This window comes from Pseudomonas sp. GW460-LB5 (genome assembly GCF_059423245.1).
This window is the reverse complement of the sequence record NZ_JBWKXT010000005.1, coordinates 1-16761: the sequence shown is the minus strand read 5'-3', so window position 1 is coordinate 16761 and position 16761 is coordinate 1. Positions and strand designations below refer to the sequence as shown.

General features: G+C 55.3%; 14 protein-coding genes. 13 read left to right on the top strand and 1 reads right to left on the bottom strand.

Annotated elements, in window-relative coordinates; all coding sequences use genetic code 11:
* The first annotated feature begins 56 nt into the window (after positions 1 to 56).
* The 11 genes from atpE (at position 57) to AC07XM_RS05350 (ending at position 11422) form a co-directional block, all read left to right on the top strand.
* The gene (atpE, locus tag AC07XM_RS05400) at positions 57 to 314 is read left to right on the top strand and encodes a F0F1 ATP synthase subunit C (RefSeq protein ID WP_003097235.1); all 258 of its coding nucleotides are present in this window, start codon (positions 57 to 59) and stop codon (positions 312 to 314) included.
* 56 nt (positions 315 to 370) lie between these two features.
* Positions 371 to 841, top strand: a complete 471-nt coding sequence (locus tag AC07XM_RS05395) for a F0F1 ATP synthase subunit B (RefSeq protein ID WP_003253189.1) — start codon at positions 371 to 373, stop codon at positions 839 to 841.
* Positions 842 to 853: 12 nt separating this feature from the next.
* Positions 854 to 1390: a F0F1 ATP synthase subunit delta gene (locus tag AC07XM_RS05390; RefSeq protein WP_003253191.1), complete on the top strand. Its 537-nt coding sequence runs from the start codon at positions 854 to 856 to the stop codon at positions 1388 to 1390.
* A gap of 21 nt (positions 1391 to 1411) precedes the next feature.
* Positions 1412 to 2956, top strand: coding sequence for a F0F1 ATP synthase subunit alpha (atpA, locus tag AC07XM_RS05385; RefSeq protein WP_012274911.1), 1545 nt, complete (start codon positions 1412 to 1414; stop codon positions 2954 to 2956).
* A 48-nt stretch (positions 2957 to 3004) separates the two neighbouring features.
* Complete coding sequence (atpG, locus tag AC07XM_RS05380; RefSeq protein WP_016489911.1) at positions 3005 to 3865, top strand: F0F1 ATP synthase subunit gamma; 861 nt, start codon at positions 3005 to 3007, stop codon at positions 3863 to 3865.
* Positions 3866 to 3892: 27 nt separating this feature from the next.
* Complete coding sequence (atpD, locus tag AC07XM_RS05375; protein WP_016489910.1) at positions 3893 to 5269, top strand: F0F1 ATP synthase subunit beta; 1377 nt, start codon at positions 3893 to 3895, stop codon at positions 5267 to 5269.
* A gap of 43 nt (positions 5270 to 5312) precedes the next feature.
* On the top strand, positions 5313 to 5732 hold the full coding sequence (locus AC07XM_RS05370) for a F0F1 ATP synthase subunit epsilon (RefSeq protein ID WP_016489909.1): 420 nt from the start codon (positions 5313 to 5315) through the stop codon (positions 5730 to 5732).
* 121 nt (positions 5733 to 5853) lie between these two features.
* Positions 5854 to 7221 (top strand): bifunctional UDP-N-acetylglucosamine diphosphorylase/glucosamine-1-phosphate N-acetyltransferase GlmU, encoded by a 1368-nt coding sequence (glmU, locus tag AC07XM_RS05365; RefSeq protein ID WP_060519796.1) that lies wholly within the window; start codon positions 5854 to 5856, stop codon positions 7219 to 7221.
* A gap of 190 nt (positions 7222 to 7411) precedes the next feature.
* A complete protein-coding gene (locus AC07XM_RS05360; RefSeq protein ID WP_023048579.1) occupies positions 7412 to 8188 on the top strand; it encodes a DeoR/GlpR family DNA-binding transcription regulator in 777 nt (258 codons plus the stop codon).
* Positions 8189 to 8191: 3 nt separating this feature from the next.
* Positions 8192 to 10027: a glutamine--fructose-6-phosphate transaminase (isomerizing) gene (glmS, locus tag AC07XM_RS05355; protein ID WP_102689824.1), complete on the top strand. Its 1836-nt coding sequence runs from the start codon at positions 8192 to 8194 to the stop codon at positions 10025 to 10027.
* A 480-nt stretch (positions 10028 to 10507) separates the two neighbouring features.
* On the top strand, positions 10508 to 11422 hold the full coding sequence (locus AC07XM_RS05350) for a TniQ family protein (protein WP_110765414.1): 915 nt from the start codon (positions 10508 to 10510) through the stop codon (positions 11420 to 11422).
* A gap of 27 nt (positions 11423 to 11449) precedes the next feature.
* On the opposite strand, the gene AC07XM_RS05345 is transcribed toward AC07XM_RS05350, so the two are convergent.
* On the bottom strand, positions 11450 to 13084 hold the full coding sequence (locus tag AC07XM_RS05345) for a TnsD family Tn7-like transposition protein (protein ID WP_102689825.1): 1635 nt from the start codon (positions 13082 to 13084) through the stop codon (positions 11450 to 11452).
* 629 nt (positions 13085 to 13713) lie between these two features.
* On the opposite strand from AC07XM_RS05345, the gene AC07XM_RS05340 reads away from it, so the two are divergent.
* Together AC07XM_RS05340 and AC07XM_RS05335 are read left to right on the top strand one after the other, a co-directional pair.
* Positions 13714 to 14676, top strand: a complete 963-nt coding sequence (locus AC07XM_RS05340) for a PDDEXK family nuclease (protein ID WP_060519787.1) — start codon at positions 13714 to 13716, stop codon at positions 14674 to 14676.
* Positions 14673 to 16682 carry a TnsB C-terminal domain-containing protein gene (locus AC07XM_RS05335; RefSeq protein ID WP_165961575.1) on the top strand — a complete coding sequence of 670 codons (2010 nt, stop codon included), beginning with the start codon at positions 14673 to 14675 and terminating at the stop codon, positions 16680 to 16682. The genes AC07XM_RS05340 and AC07XM_RS05335 overlap by 4 nt, the downstream gene beginning before the upstream one ends.
* Positions 16683 to 16761 lie beyond the last annotated feature (79 nt).

The following is a 16761-nucleotide window of genomic DNA, read 5'->3' as shown; positions in this document are numbered from 1 at the left end:
TTTTACCGCTTCAAACTAAAAACCTAACCAATACGACGTAAAAGTCGGGAGGAAAGATGGAAACTGTAGTTGGTCTGACCGCTATCGCTGTTGCTCTGCTGATCGGCCTGGGTGCTCTGGGTACCGCCATTGGTTTCGGCCTGCTGGGCGGCAAATTCCTGGAAGGCGCTGCTCGTCAACCAGAAATGGTTCCGATGCTGCAGGTTAAAATGTTCATCGTTGCCGGTCTGCTCGACGCCGTAACCATGATCGGTGTTGGTATCGCTCTGTTCTTCACCTTCGCGAATCCGTTCGTTGGTCAGATCGCCGGCTAATCACTCGTCACCACGAGTTGATGGCTGTATGAATTAAGACCGAGCGAGGTGTTGGCGTGAACATTAATGCAACCCTGATTGGCCAATCCGTTGCTTTCCTGATTTTTGTACTCTTCTGCATGAAGTATGTATGGCCTCCGGTCATCACTGCCCTGCAAGAGCGCCAAAAGAAGATTGCCGACGGCTTGGACGCTGCCAACCGCGCAGCTCGCGACCTGGAGCTGGCCCAAGAGAAAGCGGGCCAGCAACTGCGTGAAGCTAAAGCCCAGGCAGCCGAAATCATTGAGCAAAGCAAGAAACGCGCTGCTCAGCTTGTCGAGGAAGCCCGTGAACAGGCCCGCGTCGAAGCTGACCGTGTGAAGGCTCAGGCTCTGGCCGAGATCGAACAGGAACTGAACAGCGCTAAAGACGCCCTGCGTGCCCAAGTGGGTGCTCTGGCCGTTGGCGGTGCTGAAAAGATCCTTGGCGCCACAATCGATCAAAACGCGCATGCGGAGCTGGTTAACAAACTGGCCGCTGAAATTTAAGCGAGGGCGATCATGGCAGAACTGACCACGTTGGCCCGACCTTACGCTAAGGCTGCCTTTGAGCATGCCCAGGCCCATCAGCAACTGGCCAATTGGTCAGCCATGCTCGGCCTGGCTGCTGCGGTGTCGCAAGACGACACCATGCAGCGCCTGCTCAAGGCCCCGCGACTGACGAGCGCAGAAAAGGCCGCCACGTTCATTGACGTGTGCGGTGACAAGTTCAATGCACAGGCACAGAATTTCATTCATGTTGCCGCGGAAAACGACCGTCTCCTGCTTCTGCCGGAGATTGCCGCTCTGTTTGACCTGTACAAGGCAGAACAAGAGAAATCCGTGGACGTGGAAGTCACCAGTGCCTTCGCGTTGAACCAAGAACAGCAAGACAAACTCGCCAAGGTTCTCAGTGCACGGTTAGGCCAGGAAGTGCGCCTGCACGCGTCGGAGGATGCCAGCCTGATTGGCGGCGTCGTCATCCGCGCTGGTGACCTGGTAATCGATGGCTCTGTTCGCGGCAAAATCGCGAAACTGGCCGAAGCATTGAAATCTTGAGTTTGAAGGGGCAGCAGAGCAATGCAGCAACTCAATCCTTCCGAAATTAGTGAAATCATCAAGGGCCGCATCGACAACCTCGATGTGAGCTCCCAAGCCCGTAACGAAGGTACCGTCGTTTCGGTTTCCGACGGTATCGTGCGGATCCACGGTCTGGCCGACGTCATGTACGGCGAAATGATCGAGTTCCCGGGCGGCGTCTACGGCATGGCACTGAACCTGGAGCAAGACTCCGTAGGTGCAGTGATCCTGGGTGCCTACGACACCCTCGCCGAAGGCATGAGCGCCAAGTGCACCGGCCGCATCCTGGAAGTTCCGGTTGGTAAGGAACTGCTGGGTCGCGTCGTCGACGCACTGGGTAACCCGATCGACGGCAAAGGTCCTCTGGGCAACACCCAGACCGACGCAGTCGAGAAAGTTGCTCCAGGCGTGATCTGGCGTAAGTCGGTAGACCAGCCTGTACAGACTGGCTACAAATCCGTCGACGCCATGATCCCTGTCGGCCGTGGCCAGCGTGAGCTGATCATTGGCGACCGTCAGATCGGCAAGACCGCCATGGCCATCGACGCCATCATCAACCAGAAAGACTCCGGTATTTTCTGTGTTTATGTAGCTGTCGGCCAGAAGCGTTCCACCGTTGCCAACATCGTTCGCAAGCTGGAAGAAAACGGCGCCCTGGCCAACACCATCGTGGTTGTTGCCAGTGCTTCGGAATCCGCCGCACTGCAATTCCTGGCGCCATACGCCGGTTGCACCATGGGCGAGTTCTTCCGTGACCGCGGTGAAGACGCACTGATCGTTTACGATGACCTGTCCAAGCAGGCCGTTGCCTACCGTCAGATCTCCCTGTTGCTGCGCCGTCCACCAGGACGTGAAGCGTACCCAGGCGACGTGTTCTATCTCCACTCCCGTCTGCTGGAGCGTGCATCGCGCGTTTCGGAAGAGTACGTCGAGAAGTTCACCAACGGTGCTGTCACTGGCAAAACCGGTTCCCTGACCGCTCTGCCGATCATCGAAACCCAGGCAGGCGACGTTTCCGCGTTCGTTCCGACCAACGTGATTTCCATCACCGACGGTCAGATCTTCCTGGAATCGGCCATGTTCAACTCGGGCATCCGCCCTGCAGTGAACGCCGGTGTTTCGGTATCCCGTGTGGGTGGTGCCGCTCAGACCAAGATCATCAAGAAGCTGTCCGGTGGTATTCGTACCGCGCTGGCTCAGTACCGTGAACTGGCTGCATTCGCCCAGTTCGCGTCCGATCTGGACGAGGCGACCCGCAAGCAGCTGGAGCATGGTCAGCGCGTTACCGAGCTGATGAAGCAGAAGCAGTATGCGCCGATGTCCATTGCGGACATGGCTCTGTCGCTGTACGCCGCTGAGCGTGGCTTCCTGACTGACGTAGAAGTCTCCAAGATCGGCAGCTTCGAGCAAGCACTGATCGCCTTCTTCAACCGTGATCACGCTGAACTGATGGCGAAGATCAACGTGAAGGGTGACTTCAACGACGAAATCGACGCAGGCCTGAAAGCCGGTATCGAGAAGTTCAAGGCCACCCAGACCTGGTAAGCCGCAGCGGGGGCTCAGGCCCCCGCTTGCTAACCTGATAGGTGATACATGGCAGGCGCAAAAGAGATTCGCAGTAAGATTGCGAGCATCAAAAGCACGCAAAAAATTACCAGCGCCATGGAGAAAGTGGCGGTCAGCAAGATGCGCAAGGCACAAATGCGCATGGCTGCTAGCCGTCCTTACGCGGAGCGTATCCGCCAGGTGATCGGTCATCTGGCCAACGCCAACCCGGAATACCGCCACCCATTCATGATCGAGCGCCCTGTAAAGCGCACCGGTTATATCGTGGTGAGCAGTGACCGTGGTCTGTGCGGTGGCTTGAACACCAACCTGTTCAAGGCCCTGGTCAAGGACATGAACGCAAACCGCGAACAGGGCGTGGAAATCGACCTGTGCGTGATCGGTAGCAAGGGTGCGACTTTCTTCCGCATCTTTGGCGGTAACGTCGTAGCAGCGATCAGCCACTTGGGTGAAGAGCCATCGATCAACGATCTGATCGGCTCCGTCAAAGTGATGCTGGACGCCTACCTGGACGGCCGTATCGATCGCCTCTCCGTGGTTTCGAACAAGTTCATCAACACCATGACCCAGAAGCCAACGGTCGAGCAATTGGTACCGTTGGTGGCAACCCCGGATCAGGATCTCAAGCATCACTGGGATTACCTGTACGAACCCGACGCAAAAGAGCTGCTGGACGGCTTGATGGTGCGTTACGTGGAGTCGCAGGTGTACCAGGCGGTGGTCGAGAACAACGCTGCTGAACAAGCGGCCCGGATGATCGCGATGAAGAACGCCACAGACAACGCCGGTGATTTGATCAAAGAGCTTCAGTTGATCTACAACAAGGCGCGTCAGGCTGCGATCACCCAGGAGATCTCGGAAATCGTCGGCGGCGCTGCCGCGGTTTAACGGTTCAAATATTCAGAGGATCCAGCTATGAGTAGCGGACGTATCGTTCAAATCATCGGCGCCGTCATCGACGTGGAATTCCCACGTGACGTCGTGCCGAGTGTATACAACGCGCTGAAAGTACAAGGCGCGGAAACCACCCTCGAAGTCCAGCAGCAGCTGGGCGACGGCGTGGTTCGTACCATTGCGATGGGCTCGACCGAAGGCCTGAAGCGCGGTCTGGATGTCGTCGACACCGGTGCTGCCATTTCCGTTCCTGTTGGTAAGGCCACCCTGGGCCGCATCATGGACGTACTGGGCAACCCGATCGACGAAGCCGGCCCGATCGGCGAAGAAGAGCGTCGCGGTATCCACCAGCCAGCGCCTTCGTTCGCTGACCAGGCAGGCGGCAACGACCTGCTGGAAACCGGCATCAAGGTTATCGACCTGGTTTGCCCGTTCGCCAAGGGTGGTAAGGTTGGTCTGTTCGGTGGTGCCGGTGTAGGCAAGACCGTAAACATGATGGAACTGATCCGTAACATCGCCATGGAACACAGCGGTTACTCCGTGTTCGCTGGTGTGGGTGAGCGTACTCGTGAGGGTAACGACTTCTACCACGAGATGAAGGACTCCAACGTTCTCGACAAGGTAGCGCTGGTCTACGGTCAGATGAACGAGCCACCAGGAAACCGTCTGCGCGTAGCGCTGACCGGCCTGACCATGGCTGAGAAGTTCCGTGACGAAGGTAACGACGTTCTGCTGTTCGTCGACAACATCTATCGTTACACCCTGGCCGGTACCGAAGTATCCGCACTGCTGGGCCGTATGCCTTCGGCAGTAGGTTACCAGCCGACCCTGGCTGAAGAGATGGGCGTTCTGCAAGAGCGCATCACCTCCACCAAGGAAGGTTCGATCACCTCCGTACAGGCCGTATACGTACCTGCGGACGACTTGACCGACCCGTCGCCAGCGACCACCTTCGCCCACTTGGACGCCACCGTCGTTCTGTCCCGTGACATCGCCTCCCTGGGTATCTACCCAGCGGTCGACCCACTGGACTCGACTTCGCGCCAGCTGGACCCGAACGTGATCGGCAATGAGCACTACGACACTGCTCGTGGCGTTCAGTATGTTCTGCAGCGCTACAAAGAGCTGAAGGACATCATTGCGATCCTGGGTATGGACGAACTGTCCGAGACCGACAAGCAACTGGTAGCCCGCGCTCGTAAGATCCAGCGCTTCCTGTCGCAGCCGTTCTTCGTGGCCGAAGTCTTCACCGGTTCGCCAGGCAAGTACGTTTCCCTGAAAGACACCATCGCTGGCTTCAGCGGCATCCTCAAAGGTGACTACGACCACCTGCCAGAACAAGCGTTCTACATGGTCGGCAGCATCGACGAAGCGATCGAGAAAGCCAAGAAACTGTAATTCCTGCGCCCCGCAAGGGGCGCTATCAGGTTGAGGCAAGCAGATGGCTATGACAGTCCATTGCGATATCGTCAGCGCGGAAGGAGAAATTTTCTCCGGTCTGGTCGAGATGGTGGTTGCGCACGGTAACCTGGGTGATCTTGGTATCGCTCCAGGCCACGCGCCGCTGATCACCAATCTGAAGCCAGGTCCGATCACGCTGACCAAGCAGGGTGGCGCCCAAGAGGTGTTCTACATCTCTGGTGGCTTCCTCGAGGTTCAGCCGAACATGGTCAAGGTGCTTGCCGATACCGTGCAACGTGCTGCAGACCTGGATGAAGCGCAAGCTCAGGAAGCCCTCAAGGCTGCTGAGAACGCCCTGAATCTGAAAGGCGCGGATTTCGACTACGGTGCCGCCGCCGCACGTCTGGCCGAGGCCGCAGCCCAGCTGCGTACCGTCCAGCAAATGCGCAAAGGCAAGTAATCGGCCTCGGCTGATAACTTCTGTTGCGATTGAGTAAAAGGGTAGCCTCGGCTACCCTTTTTCTTTTTCTGATTTTTCTCCCCTCGGTCTTTCACTGACCGCCCAGGATTGGTAGCCAGTAATGTCACTCGATATCGTTATTCTTGCCGCGGGCCAAGGCACTCGCATGCGCTCGGCGCTGCCCAAGGTGCTGCACCCGGTAGCCGGCAACTCCATGCTTGGCCATGTTATCCACAGTGCGCGCCAACTGCAGCCGCAAGGCATCCACGTGGTCATTGGCCATGGTGCGGAGCTGGTTCGCGAGCGTCTGGCCGCTGACGACTTGAACTTCGTCATGCAGGAAAAACAGTTGGGCACCGGCCATGCGGTAGCTCAGGCTCTGCCAGCCGTGACCGCCGACACCGTGCTGGTGCTGTACGGCGATGTACCATTGATCGAAGTGGAGACCCTGCAACGCCTGTTGGCCAAGGCCAATGACCAGCAGCTGGGCCTGCTTACGGTCACGCTCGACGACCCGACCGGCTATGGCCGCATCGTGCGGAACGAGCAAGGCCAGGTGACTGCCATCGTTGAGCACAAGGACGCCAACGATGCGCAGAAAGCGATCAAGGAAGGCAACACCGGTATTCTGGCCCTGCCAGCCGCGCGCCTGGCCGACTGGATGGGCCGCCTGTCGAACAACAACGCCCAGGGCGAGTACTACCTGACCGACGTCATCGCCATGGCAGTGGCTGACGGCCTGGTGGTGGCCACTGAACAGCCACACGACCCGATGGAAGTGCAGGGCGCCAACGATCGTCGTCAGCTGTCCGAGCTTGAGCGTCACTACCAGCTGCGTGAAGGCCGCCGCCTGATGGCTCAGGGTGTGACCCTGCGCGATCCGGCCCGCTTCGACGTACGGGGTGAAGTGACCGTTGGTCGTGATGTGCTGATCGACATCAACGTGATTCTCGAAGGCAAAGTGGTCATCGAGGACGATGTGCAGATCGGCCCTAACTGCGTCATCAAGAACACCACCCTGCGCAAAGGCGCGGTGGTCAAAGCCAACAGCCACCTTGAAGGCGCCGTGATGGGCGAGGGCAGCGATGCCGGCCCGTTCGCCCGCCTGCGCCCGGGCAGCGTGCTGGACGCCAAGGCCCATGTGGGTAACTTTGTCGAACTGAAAAACGCCCACCTGGGTGAAGGCGCCAAGGCAGGTCACCTGACCTACCTGGGCGACGCTGAAATCGGTGCACGCACCAATATCGGCGCTGGCACCATCACCTGCAACTACGATGGCGCCAACAAGTTCAAGACGGTAATGGGCGAGGACGTGTTTATCGGCTCGAACAACTCGCTGGTGGCGCCTGTGGAAATCAAGGCCGGCGCGACCACCGCAGCCGGTTCAACCATCACCCAGACCGTCGAAGCTGCCGACCTGGCTGTAGGCCGTGCGCGCCAGCGCAATATCTCGGGCTGGAAGCGGCCGGAGAAAATCAAGAAGAGCTGAGTTACCCACAGCTGCTTCGATCGAAAGCCGACTTATGCGAATAAGTCGGCTTTTTTATTGGCCGATCGGTAATCCAGTGGGACCGCGCCAAATCTGACAAAACTATCCACAGGGCAGCAACTGCTTGACGAAACGGGCGTGTTAGGTTTTGATTGCAACCATTATCTTTCGAAACGAAACTTAAGAGCAAATGTCGAAACGAAATACACCCCAGCGGCGGCACAATATCCTGGCTTTGCTCAGCGAACAGGGTGAGGTGAGCGTGGACGCCTTGGCCAAGCGTTTCGAAACTTCGGAAGTGACCATTCGCAAAGACCTCGCTGCCCTCGAAACCAATGGCCTGTTGCTGCGGCGCTATGGCGGTGCGGTACCGGTGCCGCAAGAACTGCTCGGTGAGCCGGCCCAGCCTGTGTCTTCCTACAAGAAGGCCATTGCGCGTGCCGCTGTCGGGCGTATCCGCGAACATGCGCGCATCATCATCGACAGCGGCAGCACCACCGCCGCGATGATCCCCGAGCTAGGGCGTCAGCCAGGCCTGGTGGTGATGACCAATTCGCTGAACGTGGCCCGTGCCATCTGTGACCTTGAACACGAGCCTGTGCTGCTGATGACCGGTGGCACCTGGGACCCTCATTCTGAATCATTCCAGGGGCAGGTCGCCGAGCAGGTATTGCGCTCCTACGATTTCGACCAACTGTTCATCGGTGCGGACGGCATCGACCTTGGCCGGGGGACCACCACCTTCAACGAGTTGCTTGGGTTGAGCCGGGTCATGGCCGAAGTCGCCCGTGAAGTGATCGTAATGGTCGAGTCGGACAAGGTGGGGCGCAAGATCCCTAACCTTGAGCTGCCCTGGAGCAGCGTGCACACCCTTATTACAGATGAACGCCTGCCCGCCGCGGCACGCGAACACATTCAAGCTCGCGGCATCAACCTGATCTGCGCCGCGATCAGCCAGGAGAAATAAAACATGTGTGGAATCGTTGGTGCTGTCGCCGAGCGCAATATCACAGCCATCCTGATCGAGGGCCTCAAGCGTCTTGAGTACCGTGGTTACGACAGCGCCGGCCTGGCCGTTCTGACCCAGGCGGGTGAACTTGAGCGCCGTCGCCGTATCGGCAAGGTGAGCGAGTTGCAAGCTGCTGTCGCCGCTGACCCGCTGGTAGGTCAGCTGGGTATTGCCCACACCCGTTGGGCGACCCACGGTGCGCCGACCGAAGGCAACGCCCACCCGCACTTCTCGGGCGATGAAGTGGCTGTGGTGCACAACGGCATCATCGAAAACCACGAAGAGCTGCGCGAAGAGCTGAAAGGCCTGGGCTACGTCTTCAGTTCGCAGACTGACACCGAGGTCATCGTCCACCTGATCCACCACACCCTGAAGAGCATCCCGGACCTGACCGATGCCCTGAAAGCCGCGGTGAAACGCCTGCATGGCGCCTATGGCTTGGCACTGATCAGCGCCGGGCAGCCTGACCGCCTGGTAGCTGCACGCAGCGGCAGCCCGCTGGTCATCGGCCTGGGCCTGGGCGAGAACTTCCTGGCCTCCGACCAGCTGGCGCTGCGCCAAGTCACCGACCGCTTCATGTACCTGGAGGAAGGCGATATCGCTGAAATCCGTCGTGACCAGGTCACCATCTGGGACCAGCAAGGCAACAAGGTTCAACGCGAAACCGTGCAGTACCATGAAGGTGCTGAAGCTGCCGACAAAGGCAACTATCGCCACTTCATGCTCAAGGAAATCCACGAGCAGCCAAGTGTGGTCCAGCGCACCCTGGAAGGCCGCCTGGGCAAGGGCAACGTGTTGGTACAGGCCTTCGGCCCGCAGGCCGCCGAACTGTTCGCCAAAGTGCGCAACGTGCAGATCGTTGCCTGTGGTACCAGCTACCACGCCGGTATGGTTGCCCGTTACTGGCTGGAAAGCCTGGCTGGCATCCCGTGTCAGGTGGAAGTGGCCAGCGAATTCCGTTACCGCAAGGTCGTGGTGCAGCCGGATACCCTGTTCGTCTCCATCTCGCAGTCGGGCGAAACTGCTGACACCCTGGCCGCGCTGCGTAACGCCAAGGAGCTGGGCTTCCTCGGCAGCCTGGCAATCTGCAACGTGGGCATCAGCTCGCTGGTGCGTGAGTCGGACCTGACTCTGCTGACCTTGGCCGGCCCGGAAATCGGTGTGGCCTCGACCAAAGCCTTCACCACTCAGCTGGTGTCGCTGATGCTGCTGACCCTGGCCCTGGGCCAAGTGCGCGGTACTCTGGAAGAGGGCGTCGAAGCCGAGCTGGTTGAAGAGCTGCGTCGCCTGCCGACCCGCCTGGGTGAAGCCCTGGCCATGGACGCTACTGTCGAGAAAATCGCCGAGCTGTTCGCCGACAAGCACCACACCTTATTCCTCGGCCGGGGTGCACAGTACCCGGTGGCGATGGAAGGTGCGCTCAAGCTCAAGGAAATCTCCTACATCCACGCTGAAGCGTACCCGGCAGGCGAGTTGAAGCACGGCCCGTTGGCATTGGTGGATAACGACATGCCGGTGGTTACCGTTGCCCCGAACAACGAACTGCTGGAGAAGCTGAAGTCCAACCTGCAGGAAGTGCGTGCCCGTGGTGGCGAGTTGGTAGTGTTCGCCGACGAGCACGCTGGCATGACCAATGGTGAAGGCACTCACGTGATCAAGGTGCCGCACATCGCCGATGCGCTGGCGCCGATCCTGTACACCATTCCACTGCAACTGCTGTCGTACTACGTGGCCGTGCTCAAAGGCACCGACGTGGATCAGCCGCGTAACCTGGCCAAGTCGGTGACTGTTGAGTAAGAGGCTGTCATGACCGGTAAAAATAGATTTAGGGAATTAAACCTGTCGCAAGGGAAATAAAGCTGTCGCGGGTAACCCTGTTCGTGACCAATCCGGGTTGGCGGGGTGCAGTGATGCACGCCGTTGTCCCGACTTGGAATTACGCCTCAGAATCTAATTGACAGGTGTGTCACGCTGTATAGGCTTGTAGTCGAGGACTGCAACTGCGCATCCGTTGGGACTGGGTACCAGCAAGGCCCCCCCGCAATTTCGGCAGCAGAGAATGCTGGTTTCTCTGAAGTAGTGACGACGGGCATAGCCGGTCGGATTCTGAACCCAAGGTCGCAAGGCTGGGAGTTAAAGGATCGCTGCGACTACTCCTCGAACCTTCCGAAAAGGCACCTTTGGGTGCCTTTTTTACACCTTATTTCTGGCAATGTTTGCTCAACCGCAACCTTTGAACGATGACGCGGGATCAGTCGCTGAGGGGCCAACCCATCCATGCTGTTGCGTATCCAACCTGATGAATCTTTGCGCTCATATGTTGACCGCAATTTGCTCGTGAATTTTATGGACTGGAGGGTAGACAGGTTACGATGGCTTTCTGAAGGGGAGATTACTCACCAAGCAGTTAAGGTGATCGCCTCAACGATGGGTTGGCAAGGATGCTATGGCTTCAACCGCTTGCTGCACGAACACACTCAATTGCCCCTGCAGTTTGTTATCAGGGATACCCGAGATGCCAGTTATTCTCGAACGGCGTATCTCAAACCCCGAATGGCGATTACTAATTCCGACTTGCACGCCTACTGCCCGGAATGCGTCAGGCAGGACGTGCAGGATTTGGGCTTTTCCTACTGGCGACGAAATTTCCCTGATCATGTGAGCGTGTGTGCCACACACAATGTGGTGCTGCTGTCCACTTGCCCATATTGCGATCAACCTTTCTCATCAAAAGGCCACAATCTCGATGTGATGTGGAGAAAGTGTTCTGGGCGACACCTCGGTAACGCAGAGAGCGTAATGAACTTGGATGAAGATGCTCTCAAACATGCTCGCTTCGTAGAAGCGCTATGCGCTTATGAATTCTCCATTTCAATCCATTCTGCAGTGGCCATTCTCTCCGATAAGTTGCGCAGCCTCAAGAAACTGACGAAGCGGATGAAATCTGAGCGGACAGCCATGATTGAGTATCTCGATCGGATTTCAAATAATTTGGAAGAAAAAAGATTTGAGAGTCCTGTTGTAAAGACGGAATTTTTCCCCGAAGAAATTTTGAAAATCGTGGTTTATGCCTATGAGACTTTCGATGAATTTGTTGTTGATTTGTACGAGTATGATAAAGATTTGATTCCTATTGAGTCTCTATGGCGAAATTATGGTAATGGTAGGTATGCGACCACTTGTCGGGAATAGCTGACTGAGCGTTGCTGCACTTGCATGTTAAGTCTTGGTCGATTGGGTAACAATTTCTAGTAGGTTTCGTGCTTCTGGGTAGCGATTCCTTTTTTCTAGGCACCGATGCAGTGTGGGCACCAACGCGAAAATATGACTAGCTCGAACAGGGAAATTCGTGGCCGAGTATTTCAGTCTTTGAATGCTCAATTCAATTGATTCGCATAGTTGCCTGTCGCGAGCACTCCAATCGATTTTTTGATTGTTGCCTACGCGACCACTTGGCATCCGCTTAGTTTGAGCCATCAACCAGTCATTATCGTTCCGGTATAGCCATTGATAGACCTTGGGGAGCATTGATCTCAGGCTTTTCGGACTGGCGTCTGGATTCATGCCGATGGCGCTAACCCACTCCGCACGGTGATTGTGTAGCAGTAGCTCCCTGCGCTGAGTTGTCCAAGCAGCCATCAGTAGAGGATCAGCACTTAGGATCCTGTTTATTGTAGAAACCGAAACGTCATATCGTTCCGCTATGGAATGTTTCTCCACTCCTTTGCCCAAGCAACCCAAGATTTGTTCCCGAAGCTCGGGTTTCAGCTTTTTAGGCTTCAGTTTTTTGAAGGCTCTATCCCTGATTTCCTGACCTTTAAATCGGTGTGCTGCTTTATCGCCTACTGCTCGTCTTCCGTGGTCTGGAGACTGTACTGGGGTTTCCTGATCCCCTGGCGACTGAAATCTTTTTAACGCACATAAAAACGGCGCAAACTCGCCGAATATACAGGTGATCAAAATCAGATGTTTGAGCGGATGGGAGTAAACGCGCGGTGTACGGGTCAGACTCTGTATAAAAGTTTCAGCTCTCTTTGGAGTGGTCGGAAGCGAGGCCAGTGGAAGATACGGTTGCAGTTGTGAAGCGAACGAAGCTAGGTCTGCTTGGGCATCAAAGCATGCTTCTGTATTGACTGAGAGGCGACGAATAGCTTCGTTATAAGCAGCCGTGACATTTTCTGGACGAAATTGCTCAGAAATGCCTAGCTTGGCTAACTCAATCACTGAGTGTCCTAAACGCTTGAGGGTTTGTACCACTGTCGGGCATACGGGCTGCTCTGCAACGCTCGCTATTAGGTGCTCGGCAGGTAATACCCAGTGCGCAGAGTCCGACCACTGCCGGTTGGCCGAGCAAATCCTGATGAGAGTTCCGTGCTTAGGGCATAACGTGACGCCTGGATACTGATGGGACAGGTGCCAGTAGGCGACCCCATGATTGATACGGTCTTCCCTTAAACATTCGAGGCATGCTTTCAATGGGTGCTCTGCGCCAAAGCGACCGGTCACCAGACCCAGGCGATATTTTAAGGTGCCCAAAGAATTGTTTGAAACTGTATGAAAGACGTCGTCAATTCTTTCCTTGGATTGAAAAGGAAAAAACAACGGCAATATCGTATGTTCTGTAATGATGTTGAATGGGCTTCCCCATACTTCTTTGGCTTTTTGGGGCAAAGAGTTTAGTCTGCTAGGAAAGTCATGCTGCACACTACTTGATCCCTCACCAAATAGCCATGCAGTGGTGCTAGCCTTAGTAACGTGGCACATAAAACGATGCTGACGACAACAAATACTGAAAAAGGTCTCATCCGGTAGCCATCGAACGACAGGGACAGATGCATTTGCAGAATCAGCCATTTCCCTCACCAAACGCTTGTCGTTTTCAACATTTTATTTGATTGGGGCTAAACCCTTAAATTATCAGTTGAGATAAGGGGGTGAAGATATATATCCGATGGGTGTGAGGCGCACGGTTGATCTAGATAATGACCCAAGCTGGACAATTTTGAATCCAGTCGCGACCCAGAGAGGGATGACTTTTCAGTTGTCACCCTGTTAACCACGGCGGTAACATACCCTGCTAAGCGAAGCGCTTTAAAATGTGCACACAGATACGTGTACACCCAGCGAATCCATTGCAGATAGCTGCTAACTATGTCCTAGATTCTTAACACGTATGAATAATAAGGAAGTATTGAATGAAATCTGACTAGTTAATTAGCGCTAGAATTCAGATAGACAAAGGCCCAAGTGCGACCTTGGGCCTCTGTGGATAAGTCAGAATTTAGCGACCTGACCTTTCCATTGTCTATTCCGAACATGCGGGACGTCAAGTCCTGCAGGGCTTCGTTCATCCACAAGAAGGTGAGCGTTATCCACAACCCGCACTCTTGGGTACGCCCGGGAGGCAAGGGCTATAGGGGCATCCAGCAAATTATCCCCAGGCTGGATGACGATCCTAGGTCCGTAGACATTGGACTGTATTGATGACTTTGCAGGAGAGATTTGCCCTCATCAGGAGCCGACAAGCTCACTTCGCGTGGGGCGATATCTACACGCCTTCGATTTTAGCGGTTCCACGAGAAGCCCCTAAGGGCTCTCGTATCAGCAGAATGAATAGCCGGAAGCTCGGCCGTGCGATTCACTCGCTGTCCACCCCAGAAGCGGTGTTCGCACAGCTCGCGCTCTTCCATCCTCAGCTGCTCGATATTCACGAGCAGAAGATGCTGTGGCCATATCACGCCCCGCATCCATTGCACGGGCATCCACTCACCAAAGGACATTTTTCTCATCCTGTCACTGGGACGATGGAAATTGCCAAGCAAATTGGCTTCAAGCATCACCAGGTGGTGATTACCACTAAAGCTGGTAGCCGACAGAGAATGCCCTTTCCCTATCAGGGGGACCTTTTACTGTATTTGATGGGTTCAGATGGGAAACCCTACGCGGTCAATTGGACGGTGAAGGATCAAGCTCATGCCTTCAGCGAGAGGCGCTACTCAGCAGCCAAGACCCCTAATCAGCAAAAAAAGGACCGTGATCATGCTGAGCTACGCACAGCCCTAGAGCAACTGCATTACGCAAGCGGCGGTATCAGGACCGTGCAAATGTCTTTGGATCGTCTGGACCCGATCGTCATGGGCAATCTCGATCTGCTATTTCCGATGCATGGCTTGCCGCTGACCCACGACCCCGAGCTGCTCAGGGAGTTTAGCGCTGAGATTGAGGGCGCTGTGCATGCTGGGGCCTTGATCCACCCCATCATTTACCGGTATGCAGCCCGATGGGGTAAGCGTGACCAGTTTATTGCGAAGGTCTACCAAGACATCTGGGACCGAAAGCTGCCAGTAAATTTCTTCAAGCCGATTCTGATCGACCATCCTCTCGATACCGACGGTGGTGATCTGCTGGCAGCCTACGGCAAATTTTTCTTGGAGATTGAGCCGTGATCACGGGCGCTAGGTTATTTGCGCCTGAAGGTTATCGGAGCCTTGTCAAAGGCCACTATTACCATTTCCTGAACAGTGATGCGGTCCACAACCGGGTGCGCTTGGTGGAGTTCAGTGATCTAGCGAAAGACGTGCGCACCACCTTGATCACCCTCACAAGGTTCGAGTTCGAAGAAGCGCTCGAAGCGGGTGCGCTGCTGGCGTCAGGGGAGACGGACAAATTTCCGCCATGGCTGGAACCGATTAAGGGGATCGCAATTTCAGATCGTGAAACGAAGCGGGTTTCTGCTAAGGAAACCTACGACCAAAAGGTCAACCGCCGTTTTCTGGCTATCTCAGGCCTGATGGTTCGTCTCCAGGAGGTTCTAGCCAGTGACGATCCGGACGCTGTAATTAACGCTCATGCCAAAAGCCAGTCGCCTCAGCAAAATGCAGCTCGCTTGAGGTTGTGGTTCTACACTTACATTACTTTTGGACAAAACAAGTGGGCTCTCATGCCTCCCCTGCACCGCATCGGGAGGTGGGACAGGGAGGGGCCGGGGAAATTACGCAGGCTGGGCCGGCCATCACCCAATGGCAAAGAGTGGGGTTACCGGGCCGATAGCGCCATGAGGGAAAGAATCCTTTCTGCGTATCTTAGGTTCCGTTCCGCTGACAAAACATATAGTCAAGTTTACCGAAAAATCCTTACAGAGGAATTTGGTTGCGTTTCCGTTGAACGAAATGGAGTAGCATTTTTCATCAATCGTAAAGGGCACCCATTTCCAACTATTGACCAAGTGCGTTACTGCATCGAACAACAAGTTAGCGCTAAAGAGAAATCTATTGGCGTAAGAGGTAAACAAAAGACCCGCGACCAGAGCGGCAGTTTGGGCAGTTTCTCAGAACGCTTGACGAATCTAAATCAGCAGGTCGAGTTTGATGGTTACTACATAGTTGAAAAACTTTCGGGCCTGACAGAGGGTAGCCCCGTTGACGGATTTTGCGTCGTTCGTGCCGTGTGTGGATTGTCCGGAATGGTGGTTGGCATTGGATTTGCCGAAGGTAAAGAAACCAAAGAAGCTTATCGGATGTGTCTGTTTTCCATGGCTGTCGACAAAGTATGGTTTTGTGGGCTTTTCGGAGTAACCATCAAACCGGACTGGTGGCCCTGCGAAGGCTTGGCAGGTGGGCTGGTGTTTGATCGAGGTCCTGCAGCAGCCCTGGACACGGAGCCTGAGATCCACTGGCTAGGCACACTTGAAAATACGCCAGTTTTTTCTGGCCAGTCTAAAGCTACGGTTGAGTCATCGCACCCGCGAGCAAAATCCGACCTCGATCAACCCACCTATGTTCATAGCACACTGAATTTTGTCCAAATGGCCCGCAGGGAGATTCACCAAGTCCTGAAAGACAACCGGTCGTCTGACGCAAGTGGCCGCATGGAAACCGAAATGTATTGGTGCGGAATAAAGCCCACCCCGCTGGGTATCTGGAATTACTGGGACAGCCGCTTCCGTAATTCTGCAATCGGGATGCAGCAAGAGGTTGCCATAAAGAGCTTCCTGTCTGTGCACCCGGCCGTTGTACGTCAAGACGCAGTCTATCTGTACGGGCGCAAGTATAGGTCTGTTGATTTGATCAATACCGGGATATTTGATCGAGTTGCTAGGAGCAGCGTTATTGAAGTTGATGTATATGTACTGACTATGTGCGTTCGGCATATATGGATTGAGGTAGGAGGCACACTGTTCGAACTGGACTTTGTAACGACGCAAAGGACCGTTGACGGTGATCGGGACATATCATTACGTGATCTTCAGTCACTAGATGCCTTAAGGCGAAAATCTCAAACTTTGCTTCGTAATGAGATGCCGGCAATTCATCAATTTCACGATGATAGATTCAAAGAAGATACCGGTGAAGAGTGTAAAGGTGGCGTGAGAAGAATTGGTCGACCACCTAAATCGGCATCTGCGCAGCGAGATACAGATGACTATGATCGATTCCGAGGTAAAGCCAAATGAATGTAAGGGATCCATCATCCCCACATTCCAACCGTCCACCTGATTCCCGATGCTGTGCTCCCGATTTCTTTCTGGAGCC

What these genes read in the sequence shown, in the direction of transcription:
- AC07XM_RS05345 (WP_102689825.1), bottom strand. Translation starts at nt 13,084, where the DNA reads ATGGCTGATTCTGCAAATGCATCTGTCCCTGTCGTTCGATGGCTACCG.
- atpA (WP_012274911.1), top strand. Translation starts at nt 1,412, where the DNA reads ATGCAGCAACTCAATCCTTCCGAAATTAGTGAAATCATCAAGGGCCGC.
- AC07XM_RS05350 (WP_110765414.1), top strand. Translation starts at nt 10,508, where the DNA reads ATGCTGTTGCGTATCCAACCTGATGAATCTTTGCGCTCATATGTTGAC.
- atpE (WP_003097235.1), top strand. Translation starts at nt 57, where the DNA reads ATGGAAACTGTAGTTGGTCTGACCGCTATCGCTGTTGCTCTGCTGATC.
- glmU (WP_060519796.1), top strand. Translation starts at nt 5,854, where the DNA reads ATGTCACTCGATATCGTTATTCTTGCCGCGGGCCAAGGCACTCGCATG.
- atpG (WP_016489911.1), top strand. Translation starts at nt 3,005, where the DNA reads ATGGCAGGCGCAAAAGAGATTCGCAGTAAGATTGCGAGCATCAAAAGC.
- atpD (WP_016489910.1), top strand. Translation starts at nt 3,893, where the DNA reads ATGAGTAGCGGACGTATCGTTCAAATCATCGGCGCCGTCATCGACGTG.
- AC07XM_RS05390 (WP_003253191.1), top strand. Translation starts at nt 854, where the DNA reads ATGGCAGAACTGACCACGTTGGCCCGACCTTACGCTAAGGCTGCCTTT.
- glmS (WP_102689824.1), top strand. Translation starts at nt 8,192, where the DNA reads ATGTGTGGAATCGTTGGTGCTGTCGCCGAGCGCAATATCACAGCCATC.
- AC07XM_RS05360 (WP_023048579.1), top strand. Translation starts at nt 7,412, where the DNA reads ATGTCGAAACGAAATACACCCCAGCGGCGGCACAATATCCTGGCTTTG.
- AC07XM_RS05370 (WP_016489909.1), top strand. Translation starts at nt 5,313, where the DNA reads ATGGCTATGACAGTCCATTGCGATATCGTCAGCGCGGAAGGAGAAATT.
- AC07XM_RS05340 (WP_060519787.1), top strand. Translation starts at nt 13,714, where the DNA reads ATGACTTTGCAGGAGAGATTTGCCCTCATCAGGAGCCGACAAGCTCAC.